General features: G+C 64.8%; 9 protein-coding genes and 1 other RNA gene. 9 read left to right on the top strand and 1 reads right to left on the bottom strand.

The features are described from left to right. Positions 1-70: 70 nt before the first annotated feature. An RNA gene (gene ffs / locus AWB65_RS05470) (signal recognition particle sRNA small type) lies at positions 71-169 on the bottom strand. Positions 170-491: 322 nt separating this feature from the next. Between ffs and trxA the strand changes: the two genes are divergently transcribed. The 9 genes from trxA (at position 492) to AWB65_RS05425 (ending at position 15,213) form a co-directional block, all read left to right on the top strand. Next, positions 492-818 carry a thioredoxin TrxA gene (gene trxA, locus AWB65_RS05465; protein ID WP_008349330.1) on the top strand — a complete coding sequence of 109 codons (327 nt, stop codon included), beginning with the start codon at positions 492-494 and terminating at the stop codon, positions 816-818. A gap of 260 nt (positions 819-1,078) precedes the next feature. Beyond that, complete coding sequence (rho, locus tag AWB65_RS05460; RefSeq protein ID WP_087666171.1) at positions 1,079-2,344, top strand: transcription termination factor Rho; 1,266 nt, start codon at positions 1,079-1,081, stop codon at positions 2,342-2,344. A 116-nt stretch (positions 2,345-2,460) separates the two neighbouring features. Continuing rightward, positions 2,461-2,970 carry a MerR family transcriptional regulator gene (locus AWB65_RS05455; protein ID WP_087666170.1) on the top strand — a complete coding sequence of 170 codons (510 nt, stop codon included), beginning with the start codon at positions 2,461-2,463 and terminating at the stop codon, positions 2,968-2,970. Beyond that, complete coding sequence (locus AWB65_RS05450; RefSeq protein WP_087666169.1) at positions 2,967-4,508, top strand: MFS transporter; 1,542 nt, start codon at positions 2,967-2,969, stop codon at positions 4,506-4,508. Before AWB65_RS05455 ends, AWB65_RS05450 begins: the two co-directional genes overlap by 4 nt. A 3-nt stretch (positions 4,509-4,511) precedes the next feature. Then, positions 4,512-5,348, top strand: a complete 837-nt coding sequence (locus tag AWB65_RS05445) for a M90 family metallopeptidase (protein WP_087666168.1) — start codon at positions 4,512-4,514, stop codon at positions 5,346-5,348. Between the two features lie 152 nt (positions 5,349-5,500). Further along, positions 5,501-5,755 carry a type B 50S ribosomal protein L31 gene (locus AWB65_RS05440; protein ID WP_062636969.1) on the top strand — a complete coding sequence of 85 codons (255 nt, stop codon included), beginning with the start codon at positions 5,501-5,503 and terminating at the stop codon, positions 5,753-5,755. A 276-nt stretch (positions 5,756-6,031) separates the two neighbouring features. Beyond that, positions 6,032-7,789, top strand: coding sequence for an ArnT family glycosyltransferase (locus AWB65_RS05435; protein ID WP_087666167.1), 1,758 nt, complete (start codon positions 6,032-6,034; stop codon positions 7,787-7,789). 25 nt (positions 7,790-7,814) lie between these two features. Further along, the gene (locus AWB65_RS05430) at positions 7,815-9,188 is read left to right on the top strand and encodes an MATE family efflux transporter (protein WP_087666318.1); all 1,374 of its coding nucleotides are present in this window, start codon (positions 7,815-7,817) and stop codon (positions 9,186-9,188) included. A 118-nt stretch (positions 9,189-9,306) separates the two neighbouring features. After that, positions 9,307-15,213, top strand: a complete 5,907-nt coding sequence (locus tag AWB65_RS05425; RefSeq protein ID WP_087666166.1) for an alpha-2-macroglobulin family protein — start codon at positions 9,307-9,309, stop codon at positions 15,211-15,213. Position 15,214: the final 1 nt, after the last annotated feature.

Genomic DNA, 15,214 nt, shown 5'->3' with positions numbered 1-15,214 from the left:
GCCGCAAAGGCGATGCAAACGAGCGCCGGAACAATGAAAAACGAGGGAGAAAAACAGAGAAAAAGCGGAAGGTGACGAGCCCGACCCTCGGCACTGGCGGAAAACGGCTGTGGCTGCTTCGTTCCCGACCTGACCAGGTTGACCGCGCCGCCATGCGAGGAGGCCCGTCACGACGAATTGTATCACCGGGCGCAGCACAGCGCGACCCTGAAGCGCCAATCATTGCCGGCGACGAGCCGAAAAACGCTACGGCAACACGCCTCTTGCGCTTCGTGTTTCCGCCCTCAGATGGTCCCTATCAGCACCCGGCAACGGATAGCAAAGTAGGCTAAGATGCCACTTGAATCACCCGTACAGCCCGGCCGGCAACGGTTTGGCGCTTGCGGTACGCGAGCGGTTTCAGCCGCAGCGCAACGAAGAACTTTTCCTGTTTTGGTGTATCGTGGCGAGCATTCAAACGCGGGCCTCGAATCGATAGAGGTATTCAGATAATGAGCGAATCAATCAAGCATATCAGCGACGCATCGTTCGAACAGGACGTCGTCAAGTCGGATAAACCAGTCCTGCTCGATTTCTGGGCGGAATGGTGCGGTCCGTGCAAGATGATTGCCCCGATCCTCGACGAAGTCGCGAAGGATTACGGCGATCGCCTGCAGATCGCGAAGATCAATGTCGACGAGCATCAGTCGACGCCGGTCAAGTTCGGCGTGCGCGGCATCCCCACGCTGATCCTGTTCAAGAACGGCGCTGTCGCCGCGCAGAAGGTCGGCGCATTGTCGAAGTCGCAGCTCACCGCGTTCCTCGATAGCAACCTGTAACACGTCACACCGCAAGAGAAGAGCGCTGCAAAGGCGCTCTCCTCTTAATGCGCACACAAAACGTGCACCAGCGTGCACGAGCCAATGTTGTGAAGCGACAACATGCGCGCGAAACCCGCGTCGCAGCGCCACCCGGGCCCTGTCCGGCGTGTGCTATGCTAGAATCACAAGACTTCAAGACGTACAAGTCCTAGAGCGGTTCCGCTCACCTCTTCTCCCCAATCTTTCTGTCGCACCTCTCTCCCTGGCGGGAAATCCGTATGCATTTATCCGAGCTCAAGTCTCAGCACGTGTCAGCACTGATCGAAATGGCCAATGGCCTCGAGATCGAAAACGCAAACCGCCTGCGCAAGCAGGAATTGATGTTTGCGATTCTCAAGAAGCGCGCCAAGACAGGCGACACGATTTTCGGCGACGGCACGCTAGAAGTCCTTCCCGACGGCTTCGGCTTCCTGCGCTCGCCCGAGACCTCGTATCTCGCGAGTACGGACGACATCTATATCAGCCCGTCGCAGATTCGCCGTTTCAATCTGCACACCGGCGACACCATCGAAGGCGAAGTGCGCACGCCGAAAGACGGCGAACGCTATTTCGCGCTGGTCAAGGTGGACAAGGTCAACGGGCAGCCGCCCGAGGCCTCGAAGCACAAGATCATGTTCGAGAACCTGACGCCGCTGCATCCGAACAAGCCGCTGCCGCTCGAACGCGAAATGCGCGGCGAGGAAAACGTCACCGGCCGGATCATCGACATGATCTCGCCGATCGGCAAGGGCCAGCGCGGCTTGCTCGTCGCGTCGCCGAAGTCGGGCAAGACGGTGATGCTCCAGCACATCGCGCATGCCATCAAGTCGAACCATCCGGACATCGTGCTCTTCGTGTTGCTCATCGACGAGCGGCCGGAAGAAGTGACGGAAATGCAGCGCTCGGTGGCCGGCGAAGTGATCGCCTCGACCTTCGACGAACCCGCTGCGCGCCACGTGCAAGTCGCGGAAATGGTGATCGAGAAGGCAAAGCGCCTCGTCGAAATGAAGCACGACGTCGTGATTCTGCTCGACTCCATCACGCGTCTCGCGCGCGCCTACAACACGGTCGTGCCGGCGTCGGGCAAGGTGCTGACGGGCGGTGTCGATGCGAACGCGCTGCAGCGTCCGAAGCGGTTTTTCGGCGCCGCGCGCAATATCGAGGAAGGTGGTTCGCTCACCATCATCGGTACGGCGCTGATCGAAACCGGCAGCCGCATGGACGACGTGATCTACGAAGAGTTCAAGGGCACCGGCAACATGGAAGTGCACCTGGAAAGGCGTCTGGCTGAAAAGCGCGTCTATCCGTCGATCAATCTGAACAAGTCGGGCACGCGTCGCGAAGAGTTGCTGATCAAGCCGGATCTGCTGCAAAAGGTCTGGGTGCTGCGCAAGTTCATCCACGACATGGACGAAGTCGAAGCGATGGAATTCCTGCTCGACAAAATCCGCCAGACGAAGAGCAATTCCGAGTTTTTCGATCTGATGCGCCGCGGCGGAAGCTGATTCTCGCTCCCGCATCATGGCTGCACCGAAACCGCCTCCGGGCGGTTTTTTTCGTCGGTAGCATGCGCTGGCGCCAACCTGTACGTGAACGTACAGGTTGATCTATAATCCGTCGCATGGCCGATGAATCCACCCCACTTCTGACCGTCCGCGACGCCGCCGGGCGTCTCGGCGTCACGCCGCGCACGCTGAAGTATTACGAGGAGCGCGGCCTCGTTACGCCGAGCCGAAGCGTGGGCCGCTATCGTCTGTACGATGAAAGCGATCTCGAACGGTTCGGGCGGATTCTGCGTTTGCGATCGCTGGGGTTTTCGCTGCACGGCATCGTCGAGATGTTGAAGCGGCCGCTCGAATCGACTGAAACGGGGCGCAAACGCTACTCCGACGAATCGCTCGACGAAATCCGCAGCGGCCTGCAGCAACAGCTCGACGCGCTCGATACGCGCATCGAAGCGGTGCGCCGCGAGCTAAAAGAAGCGCAAACGGTGCGCGCCGAACTGCGGCGCGATCTGGACTACGTCGAAGCGCGCCTCGCCGGCCAGCCCGCCGACCAACTGCTGGAACAGCGCAAGAAAGCGGTCACGGCGGCAAAAAAAACGTCAAAAGCAAAGCCCGAAGGCGCATGAACTCGCCTGCCCTCGCCGCCGGGCGTCTGCGCGCCGACTTCTTCCCGTGGGTGCTGGCGCTTGCGACCGGCCTCGACTACTTCGACAACGCCATCTTCTCTTTCTTCGCGAGCTATATCGCGGGCGGCGTGAACGCGTCGCCGGATGAGCTCGTGTGGTCGTCGAGCGCGTATGCGGTCGCGGCCGTGCTCGGCATTCTCCAACAGCAATGGTGGGTCGAGCGGCTCGGTCACCGGCGCTATATCGCCGGCTGCCTGCTTCTCTACGCGGCGGGCGCGACGATGTCAGCGTTGAGCGACTCGTCGCTGCAACTGATGTTCGCGCGCGGTTTCCAGGGCTATTTTATCGGCCCGATGATGGGCGCCTGCCGCATCCTGATTCAGATCAGCCTCGCGCCGCAGCAGCGCGCGAGCGCCCTGCGCGCGTTTCTCGGCATGATCATCCTGAGCAGCGCGCTCGCCCCGCTCGCTGGCGGCCTGCTGATTTCACACTTCGACTGGCGCGCGATCTTCCTCTCCACCGCGCCCGTCGGCGCCGCGTTCGCGGTGTTCGCGTTCCTCGTCCTGCCCGATTCCGGCAACGTGCAGCCCGAGGCGCGCGGAGAGTCGCATTTCTGGCCGTATCTGCTGTTCGCGTTCGCGCAGGGCGCGCTGCAAATCGTGATGCAGCAGGTCCGCTTCCAGCTTTTCAGCGCCTCGCCGATGCTGATCCTGCTAACGGTTGCCGGCATCGTTGCCCTCGCCTGGTTCATCTGGCACCAGTGGCATCATCCGTCGCCGCTCGTGCGGCTGCACGCGCTGCGTGAGCGCACGTTCCAGGTCGGGCTCCTGCTCTATATGTTCTATTACTACGAGTCGACGGGCTTCAGCTACCTGATCTCGCGCTTTCTCGAACAAGGCCTGAGCTATCCGGTAGAGAACGCGGGACGGCTCGTCGGCGTGACGTCGCTGATCTCGGGAACCGCGCTTTTCGCCTATTTTCGCTATGCGCAGCTCCTGCCGCGCAAGAAGTGGATCATCGTGCCGGGGTTCGCAATCGCGGCGCTCGTCGCGTGGATGATGACTCGCATGTCGCCCGCGGTCGGCCAGTCGGCGCTGATCCTGCCGATGCTGCTGCGCGGCTTGCTGCTGCTTTTTATCGTGCTGCCGGTCGCGAACCTGACGTTTCGCATCTTCGCGATCGAAGAGTTCACGCACGGCTATCGGCTGAAGAACATCGTGCGGCAACTGACGATTTCGTTCGCGACCGCTTCGGTGATCATCGTCGAGCAGCATCGGCAGGCGGTGCACCAGACGCGCCTCGTCGAGTGGACAAATCCGTACAATCCGGTGTTCCAGCAAACGCTCGCAGCGTTGTCGAACGGTTTCGCCGCCGCCGGCCGCAGCGCCGCCGAAGCGCACTCGCTCGCGCTCGTCAGCGTGAGCCGGATGGTGGCGCAGCAGGCGAACTTCCTGGCGTCGCTGGACGGTTTCTACTTCCTGATGGGCGTCGCGCTCGTCGGCGGCATTTTCGCGTGCTGGCAAAAACAGATCGACTGAACGATGCCCAATCTCTTTTCCCGCTGGTTCGGCGCGCAACGCCGCGAGCGCGCGCTGCGCAAATACGCGATCGACGACGCCCTCTGGCAAAGCACGCTCGACGCGCTGCCGTTTTTCGGCCATCTAGATGCTGCCGAACTCGCCCGTCTGCGCGAGGACGCGAGCCTTTTCATTGCGCAGAAGGAATTTTCGACCGCCCACGACCTGCAACTGACCGACGCGATGATCGTCTCGATTGCCGCGCAGGCTTGTCTGCCGGTGCTGAACCTGAGTCTCGACCTGTATCGCGGCTGGGTCGGCGTGATCGTCTATCCGGGGGAATTCGTGATCCGGAAGACGGTGGAGGACGAGGACGGCGTCGTCCACGAGGTGGAGCAGGACGCGAGCGGCGAAGCGTGGGAAGGCGGGCCGGTCGTGCTGTCGTGGGAAGACGCGCAGATGACCGACGGCGCGGAGGCGTACAACGTCGTGATCCACGAGTTCGCGCACAAGATCGACATGCTGAACGGCGAAGCTGACGGCCATCCGCCGCTCTTCCGGCGCTGGCACGCGCCGCTCGACGCGCAGGCATGGTCCAACGTCTTCGATCACGCCTATGACCACTTCTGCGCGCAGGTCGACGCGGTGCCGGACCGCCGCTGGAGCCGTTTCGAGCGCGATTCGCTGATCGATCCCTACGCGGCGGAGCATCCGTCGGAGTTTTTCGCGGTGTGCAGCGAGGCGCTCTTCGTCACGCCGCATGCGTTCGAGGCGGCGTATCCGGAGTTGTACCGGCTATTAGCACGTTATTACCGGCAGGACCCGGCGGGCGTGGGCGCGCTGGCCGGGCGTCATGAGTAAGGAAGCGCCCCGAAAACCTGCCAAACGACTGATTTTCTGGCATAATCGCCGTTTTTCGACCTCAGGCAAGTGACTCGCGCTTGAAAGGCCAGCTTCTGAATAGTTCGGAAGCCCCGAGCGGGTTGGCTACCGTCAGATACCCAGGAAAGACCATGAAAGAAGGCATTCACCCGAATTACCGCGAAGTCCTGTTCATCGACATGTCGAACGACTTCAAGTTCGTGACGCGTTCCACCATCAACACGCGCGAAACCGCCGAGTTCGAAGGCAAGACGTACCCGCTCGCGAAGATCGAAGTGTCGTCGGAGTCGCATCCGTTCTACACCGGTCAGCAAAAGATCATGGACACGGCCGGCCGCGTCGAGAAGTTCAACAAGAAGTTCGCAGCGTTTTCGTCGAAGAAGTAAGACGGCAAACGTCTGAAGCATCTCGGATATCGGCGCCAGTCGCCCATATCCGCAAAAAAAAGGGCAGCTTACGCTGCCCTTTTTTTGTCGCCGACGTTCAAGGAACGTCACAGGTTGTTGCCGCTCGTTACATCGGTTGCGCCCTGGCTCTGACGCACCGCGCGGCGCGCGTCTACAATGCCGCATGCTTTTTGGTTCGCGCGCGGCATCGACTTCGCGCGGCAGCGGTGACACCCGAAAGCCCGCCAGCCTCCCCATCCTCTCTCACCTTTTCGCATGCGATCTGTCGTCCGCCTGACCGCCTCCGCCACCAGCGCCCTGCCGCGCTGGCTGCTGCTCGCCATCTGTATCGTCTATGCGTCGTTCGGTCTTTTCGGCCGCGATCCGTGGAAGAACGAGGACGCGGCGGGCTTCGGCGTGATGTGGACGATGGCAAACGGTGACGCCAAGGACTGGCTGCTGCCGAATCTCGTCGGCAAGGCGCTGACCGGCGACGGCCCGCTGATGTACTGGCTCGGCGCGCTATCGATCCGCGTGCTGAGTCCGTGGGTCGATGCGAGCAATGCGTCGCGCGTCGTGACGGGCCTGCTCTTCTGTCTCGCCTGCGCGTTCGTCTGGTATACGGCCTACCTCCTCGGCCGGCGCGACGAAGCGCAGCCGTTCAAATACGCGTTCGGCGGCGAGCCGGAACCGCGCGACTACGGCCGCACGCTCGCCGACGGCGCGCTCCTGATCCTGCTCGCCTGCTTCGGTCTCGCCGAGCGCGGCCACGAAACCTCCCCGCTCCTCGCGCAATTCACCGGCAGCGCGATGCTCGTCTACGGCCTCGTGCGCAGCATCGACAAACCCGTGCAAGGCGCGCTGATCTGGGGTGCGGCGATCGGCGTGGTGGGCTTGTCGAGCAGCCCGGTGCTCGTTTTCGCTCTCCTCATCTGCACGCTCGCGATGACGATCATCGTGCGTCAGGTGCGGCCGTTGCCGCTCGTGATCATGGGGCTGCCAGTCGCGATCGTGCTGATCGGCGCGTGGGTGCTGGCGACGCTGCACTATTATCCCGACGACGGCGAATGGTGGCTGCGCCAGTGGTGGCGCAACAGTTTTCACACGTTCACGGGACCGCCGACCGAAGTTCTCGGCTACGCGATGAAGAACCTGCCGCTCTTCACGTGGCCCGCGTGGCCGCTCGCGATCTGGACGTTCGTGAGCTGGAGCGGCCAGCGGCGCTCGCCGCACGTGGCCGTGCCGCTCTCGGTGATCGGGCCGCTGCTCGTGCTGGTCGTTTTACAAAGCCGCGAGACGAACCGGCTCTTCATGCTGTTGCTGCCGCCGCTCTCGGTGCTCGCGACTTTCGCTTTGCCGACGCTCAAGCGCGGCGCGATCAACGCCATCGACTGGTTCGCGATGTTGAGCTTCACGATCCTCGGCACGTTCGTATGGCTCGTCTGGACGGCCGGCATGATCGGCTGGCCGGCGCCGCTCGCGCGCAATCTCGCGCGCCTGGCGCCCGGCTTCGCGCCGGAGTTCAAGATCCTGTCATTCGTGTGCGCGGTGGCGGTCACGGTCTGCTGGTTCCTGCTAGCACGCTGGCGTCTCGCGCGCCATCCGAAAGTGCTCTGGCGCAGCGTCGTGCTGTCCAGCGCCGGAACCACGCTGATGTGGGTGCTGCTGATGACACTGTGGCTGCCGGTCGTGAACTACAGCCGCACGTATCGCGACGTCGCCGAGCGCATCGCCGATCATCTTCCGCCCGACTACACCTGCATCTCGCCGGTGCGTCTCGGCGACGCGCAGATCGCCACCTTCGCCTATTTCGGCGGCATGCACTTCGCGTTCGACGAAGACTGCGACGTAATCCTGCGGCAGGATCGCAACGATTTCGGCGAGCCGTCGTCGATGTCGGCGTTCGAGTGGAAGCTCGTCTGGGAAGGCCGGCGCGTCGCCGACCGCGACGAGCGCTTCCGCCTCTACGTGCGCATCGAACGTCCGACGCCGCCCATCAAGCGGCCGCGTCCGAAGACGCTGCGCCGGCCTTGAATCGATGACGCAGCCGTTGCACGCAATGCTCGCCGACGTCCGCAGGATCGCGTCGCTCGCGTGGCCGGTGCTGATCGGCCAGTTGGCCATCATCGCGTTCGGCGTGATCGATACCGCGATGGTCGGCCGCTTTTCCGCCACGGATCTCGCCGCGCTCGGGCTCGGGTCGTCGGTGTATATCTCGATCTATATCGGGCTGACGGGCATTCTGGTCGCGCTGCAGCCGATCGCCGGGCAGCTTTTCGGCGCGGCGCGCGAGAAGGAGATCGGCGAGGAAGTGCGGCAGGCGCTCTGGCTCGCCGCCGCGCTCGCCGCGATCGGCTTCGTGCTGCTCTATTTTCCCGAACCGCTGCTCGGCCTCGCCGACGCGCCGCCCGCGCTGCACGAGCGCACGGTGCAATATCTGCGGATCGTGTCGTTCGGGCTGCCGGCGAGCCTTGTGTTTCGCGTCTACAGTTCGCTTACGAACGCGGTCGGCAAGCCCCGGCTCGTGATGTTTCTGCAAGTCGGCGCGCTGATCGTCAAGTTTCCGCTCAATACCTGGTTCATCTTCGGCGGCTTCGGCGTGCCGGCGCTCGGCGGCCCCGGCTGCGCGCTCGCGAGCACGCTCATCAACTGGATGCTGGCGATCGTCGGGATGACGGTGCTCGTGAAGTTCGAGTTCTTCCGGCCGTTCGAGATCTTCACGCGCTTTTGCTGGCCGGTCTGGAAGCGACAGGCGGCGCTCCTGAAACTCGGCATTCCGATGGGGTTGTCGTACCTGATCGAAGTGACGTCGTACACGTTCATGGCGCTTTTCATCTCGCGCTTCGGCACGACGTCGCTTGCCGGCCATCAGATCGCCGGCAATCTTGGCGCGGTACTCTACATGACGCCGCTTTCGATCGGCATCGCTTCGTCGACGCTCGTCTCGCAGGCGCTCGGCGCGCAACGTTTCGATGACGCCGCGTCGCTCTCGCGTCACGGCATCGCGCTCGCGACGCTGATCGCGTGTGTCTACGGTGCGCTCGTGCTGGCGCTGCGGCCACACCTCATCGCTGCCTACACGCCGGATCAGGCGGTGATCGCGGCAGCGATGCCGCTCGTGCTGATCATCGTGTTCTACCACCTCTTCGACGCGCTGCAGATTTCGACCGCGTTCGTGCTGCGCGCCTACAAAGTGACGCTCGTGCCGACCGTGATCTATGCCGTCGCGCTGTGGGGCATCGGGCTGGGCGGCGGCTATCTGCTCGGCTTCGACGTCGGCGGCGCGGTGCCGATGTGGCTTCAGGGCGCGCGCGGCTTCTGGGTCGCGAATACGGCAAGCCTCGGCGTGGCGGGCGTCGGACTCTATATGTACTGGCGCAAGGTCAGTACGCGGCACGTTCCAGTTGGGGCAGAGCGCGCGCATAACGCGTAAAACTGCCATCGAACGCAACCTTCGGGCAAAAACCTGCCGCCACATGCACGCTGGTTGAAAGAAATGCGTAGGGCTCCGGTAGAATCGGCGGCGTCTGCCGATCTGGAGTCAAGCGCGAATGAGCCGCGTCAAAGCAAAACAACAATGGATTCTGGCCGCGATGGCCCTGTTCACCGCCGTTGTCTTCGGCGCCGCGATCGAGCGCGCTGACGCCGCTCGCGCCGTCAGCGTGTCACCGCAGGGCAAGGTCGCGCAGGTGCGTCAGGTCGTCGTCAAATTCGACGAAGCGATGATCGCGTTCGGCAGTCCGGGCGCGCAGGCACCGGCCAAGGTGAGCTGCAAGGGTGCGTCGGTGGCGGGCACGGCGCGCTGGATCAACGAAAAAACCTGGGCCTACGATTTCATGGCCGACCTCCCGCCGGGCGTCCAGTGCGCGGTCGATTTCAACGACGGCTTGAAGTCCTCCGCTGGCAACGCGGTCACGGGCAAGCGCAGTTTCACGTTCGAGACGGGCGGCCCGTTCGTCACGCGCGTGATGCCGGGTGGCGGCGAAATCGAGGAAGATCAGGTGTTCGTGTTGCGGCTGAACGGCCCGGCGACCGAGGCCTCGGTGCTCGCGAACGTGTGGTGCGAATCGAGCGGGCTCGGCAACCGGATTCCCGTCAAGACACTCGATGCCGCCGCGCGCGCCGCGCTGCTCAAGCACTTCCGGCTCGACCAAGAAAGCGACCGCGTGCTGACGCTTGCCTGCCAGCAGACCCTCCCCTCCGCTACGAAGATGCAACTCGTGTACGGCGCGGGCGTAGCGGGCCCGGGCGGCATCGCGAACGATGTCGAAAAGCGCTTCGACTTCACCGTGCGCGAGCCCTTCACCGCGAGTTTTTCGTGCGAGCGCGAGAACGAGAAAGCGCCGTGCACGCCGCTCAGGCCATTGCGCCTGCGCTTCAGCGCGCCGGTCAGCCGCGCGGATGCCGCGAAGATCGTGCTGCACGGCCCCGGCGGCAACGTCGCGCCGCACTTCGACGACGACAAGAGCACGGAAGTCGAAGGCATCGAGTTCGCAGCGCCGCTGCCCGAGCGTGCGGATTTGTCGATCGCACTGCCCGCGAACCTGTCCGATACGAGCGGCCGCAAGCTCGCCAACGCCGACCTGTTCCCGCTCAAGACCGCGACCGCGCCAATGCCGCCGCTTGCGAAATTTTCGTCGTCGACGTTCGGCATCATCGAGCGCTTCGCCGAGCCGAACATGCCCGCGATGCTGCCCGTCACGCTGCGTCACGTCGAAGCCGATCTACATGTGCAGGGCTTGAACGCGGGCCCGTCGCGCGTGACGAAGCTAAAAGTCGATGCCGACGACGAAATCCGCCGCTGGATGCGCATCGTCGACCGCTTCGACGGCACGTCGATGTCGCGCACCGAGATCGAAGCGACGCTGCCGCAAGCGCTAGCGAACGGCATCGCGCCGGTGTACACCCCCACCAGCACCGCGAAGGACCCGCAGATCGACGTGCGTTCCCTATCGCTGCTGACGAAGCAGCCGGGCGTCGAAGCGCTCACGCTTCCCGCCGCCGATCCGAAGTCGCTCAGGCCGTTCGAGGTCGTCGGCATTCCGCTGGCGAAGCCCGGTTTCTATGTCGTCGAACTGGCGTCGCCCGCGCTCGGCAGTTCGCTCCTCGGCAAGCCCCAGGCGATGTACGTGCGCACGTCGGTGCTCGTGACCAACCTCGGCGTGCACTTCAAGCAGGGCCGCGAAAACAGCGTCGTCTGGGTGACGGCGCTCGACAGCGGCAAGCCCGTGCCCAACGCGCAAGTGCGCGTGACCGACTGCAACGGCGAGCAACTCGCGCTCGGCAAGACCGACGCGAGCGGCCTCGTCACGATCAGCAAGCCGCTCGCGCCGCTCAGCCAGTGCGATGAGCATAGCTTCAGCTACAACGGCTTCTTCGTGTCGGCGCGCGTCGACGATCCCGCCACCGGCCCCGACATGGCGTTCGTGCGCTCGGACTGGAATCGCGGCATCGAGTCGTGGCGCTTCAACGTGCCGACCGACATGGCCCTCGACCAGACGACGCGCGCGCATACCGTCTTCGACCGGACGCTCGTGCGCGCGGGCGAAACAGTGTCGATGAAACATCTGATGCGGGTCGAGACGCTCGGCGGATTCAGGTTTCCGGACCACTATCCGTCGCGCATGACGATCCGCCACGAAGGCAGCGGGCAGACGTATCGCCTGCCGCTCGTCTGGGCCGCCGATCACAGCGCTGACTCCACGTTCCCCGTGCCCACGGCGGCGAAACTCGGCGAATACAGCGTGTCGCTCGACGACGGTTCGGCTTCGAGCAACGACGAGGGATCGTCGGGGTCGTCGTTCTATGCGGGGAGCTTTCGCGTCGAGGAGTTCCGGCTGCCGGTGTTCAAGGGCTCTATCGCCGTACGTGATTCGAAAACGGGTGCGCTCGTCGCGGCGAACGAAGCGCCGGTCGCGGTGCAGATCGAATACGTGTCGGGCGGGCCGGCGTCGAACCTGCCGGTGAAAGTGTCGGCGCTGCTGCGCGACGCGTCGCCCGCGTTCGCGTCGCAATACGAGGCGTTCAGTTTTACGCCGTATCGAAAGCCCGCCGACAACGGCGCGAGCGCGGCGTCGGACGATGAGGAAAGCACGCAGGAAGACGCATCGAAGGCGCTGCTCGTCGCCGATAAAGTGGCCGTCTCGCTCGATCGCAACGGCGCGGGCGCAGTGACGCTCAAGCCGCTGCCCGCCGTCGAGGCGCCGAAGCGCCTCGCGCTGGAAGCGACCTTCGCCGACCCAAACGGCGAAATCCAGACGATTCGCGGCGACGCCACGCTCTGGCCCGCCGCTGTCGCGGCCGGCATCAAGGCGGGGCACTGGGTCTCGGTCGGCAACGCGGTGCCGGTGCAGGCGCTCGCCGTCGACCTGCAGGGCAAGCCGCGAGCGGGCGTCGCGCTGGAAGTGCGCGCCGTTGCGCGGACGATGTCGAGTTCGCGCAAGCGCATGGTCGGCGGCTTCTACGCCTACGACAACCACACGGAAACCAAGGACCTCGGCACGCTTTGCAGCGGCAAGAGCGACGACCACGGTCTCCTCTCCTGCGACGCCAAATTGAAGGAAGCGGGCAACATCGACCTGATCGCCGTCGCGAAAGACGGCGACGGGCGCGCCGCCAGCGCCACCACTTCGGTGTGGGTTACGCGCGAGGACGAACTGTGGTTCGGCGGTGAAAACACCGACCGCATCGACATCCTTCCGGAAAAAGCCAGCTACGAAGCGGGCGAAACGGCGCGTTTCCAGGTGCGCATGCCGTTCCGGTACGCGACAGCGCTCGTCGCGGTGGAACGCGAGGGCGTGGTCGAGACGCGAGTCATCGAACTGAACGGCAAGGACCCGACCGTCGAGCTGAAAGTGCAGGAATCGTGGGGGCCGAACGTGTATGTGTCGGTGCTCGCGCTGCGCGGACGGATTCACGAAGTGCCGTGGTATTCGTTCTTTACGTGGGGCTGGAAGGCGCCCGTCGAATGGGCGCGCGCGTTCTGGTACGAAGGCCGCCAGTACGAAGCGCCGACGCCGCTCGTCGATCTGTCGAAGCCGGCGTTCCGCTACGGCCTCGCGGAGATCAAGGTCGGCACGGCGGCGCACCGGCTCGCCGTGACGGTGAACCCCGACGCGAAGTCATATGCGGTGCGCTCGAAGGCGCACGTGAAGGTGCGCGTGGCGCTGCCCGGCGGCAAACCCGCGCCAGCGGGCACGCAGATCGCGCTCGCCGCCGTCGATGAAGCCCTGCTCGAACTGATGCCGAACCGAAGCTGGGACGTGCTCGACGCCATGCTGCAACGGCGTGCGTATGGCGTCGAGACATCGACGGCGCAGATGGAGATCGTCGGGCGGCGCCATTTCGGGCGCAAGGCGGTGCCGGCGGGCGGCGGCGGCGGACACGGCGCGACGCGCGAACTCTTCGACACGCTCCTGCTCTGGAATCCGCGCGTGACGCTCGATGCAAACGGCGAAGCGTCCGTCGACGTGCCGCTCAACGACGCGCTGACGAGCTTTCGGATCGTCGCGATCGCGACCGTCGGCGCGGGGCAGTTCGGCAGCGGCAGCGCGTCGATCCGCAGCACGCAGGACTTGCAGCTGATCTCGGGACTGCCCCCGCTCGTGCGTGTCGGCGATGCGTTCCGCGCGCAGTTCACGCTGCGCAACACGACCCCGCGCAAGATGACCGTCGTCGTGACGCCGCGCGTGCCGACGCTCGATCTGCCCGCGCAGACCGTCGAGCTTGCGGCGGATTCGTCGCAGGAAATCGCGTGGAACGTGACGACACCCGATGCGATCGGCGCGGCGGCTTCCGCTTCGTTGACGTGGGAAGTAAGCGCAGCGGAGCAAGGCGGCGCGAAGGCGAGCGACAGCGTCAAGCTGACCCAGCGCGTGACGGCCGCGATCCCCGTGACGGTCCAGCAGGCGACGATCGCGCAAGTCGACGGCACGCTCACCCTGCCTGTCGCCCCGCCCGCCGATGCCGTGGCATCGGGCGACGGCGTGCTGCGCGGCGGTGTCGCGGTGTCCTTGCAGCCGAAGCTTGCCGACGGCCTGCCCGGCGTGCGCCGCTGGTTCGAGCGCTATCCGTACTCGTGCCTGGAGCAGCAGAGTTCGCGCGCGCTCGGTCTCGCCGATGCCGCGCAATGGCAAACGGTGCTCGCACGCATGCCGTCGTATCTGGACCGCGACGGCCTCGCGAACTACTTCCCGCCCGCCGACGACGAAAAGCCCACCGGCAGCCCGACGCTGTCGGCGTATCTGCTTGCGGCATCCGACGAGGCGTCGAAGGCGGACCGTCGCTTCGCTCTCCCCGACGAGACGAGAAACAAGCTCGCGGCGGGGCTCGTGAATTTCGTCGAAGGGAAGATAAAGCGCGACTTCTGGGCCCCGCGTCAGGATCTCGACTTGCGCAAGCTTGCGGCGCTCGAAGCGCTGTCGAGGTTCGGCATGGCGCAGCCGCGCATGCTCGGCTCGATCACCGTCACGCCGAACCAGTGGCCGACCTCGGCGCTGCTCGACTACTACGCGATCCTCTCGCGCGTCGATGGCATCCCGGGCCGCGACGACAAGCGCGCGCAAGTCGAGCAGATCCTGCGGGCGCGGCTCACGTATCAGGGCACGCGCCTCACCTTCTCGACCGAACGCGACGACGACCTCTACTGGCTCATGACCGGCACCGAATCGAACGCGGCGCGCACGGCGCTTCTTTTCGCCGACGCGCCCGGCTGGAAAGACGAAATGCCGCGTCTCGTCGGCGGATTGCTGGCGTTGCAGAAGAACGGCGCCTGGCAGACGACGACCGCGAACCTCTGGGGCACGCTCGCCGTCGAGCGCTTCTCGCGCGTGTTCGAAAGCACGCCGGTCAGCGGGCAGACGAAGGTGCAGCTTGGGTCAAGTGAACAGACGATAACGCCGCCTGCCAGCGCGACGCTGCCTTGGTCGAACGGCACGCTCACGGTTACGCAGCAAGGCACGGGCAAGCCGTGGGCGACGATCGAAAGTCTCGCGGCCGTTGCGTTGAAGGCGCCGTTCGCGTCGGGCTACCGGATCACGAAGACCGTCACGCCCATCGATCCGGCCGTCAGGGGCGTGCTCACGCGCGGTGACATCGTGCGCGTGCGGCTCGATATCGACGCGCAGAGTGACATGACATGGGTCGTCGTCAACGATCCGATTCCCGCCGGCGCGACGATCCTTGGCTCCGGGCTCGGCCGCGATTCGGAGGCCGCGACCGAAGGCGAGCAGCAGCAGCGAGGCGCGTGGCCGGCGTTCGTCGAGCGCGGTTTCGACGGCTATCGCGCGTATTACGACTATCTGCCGAAGGGCAAGCTGCAGGTCGAATACACCGTGCGGCTCAATAACGCCGGCACGTTCGGCCTGCCTCCGACGCGCGTCGAAGCGCTCTACGCGCCCTCGACGTTCGGCGCGACGCCGAACGCGCCGGTCGTCGTCAAGCCACTCGCTGCGAAGTGAC

This window comes from Caballeronia humi (genome assembly GCF_001544475.1).
Lineage (GTDB): Bacteria > Pseudomonadota > Gammaproteobacteria > Burkholderiales > Burkholderiaceae > Caballeronia > Caballeronia humi.
This window is presented reverse-complemented; position numbering and strand designations above follow the sequence as displayed.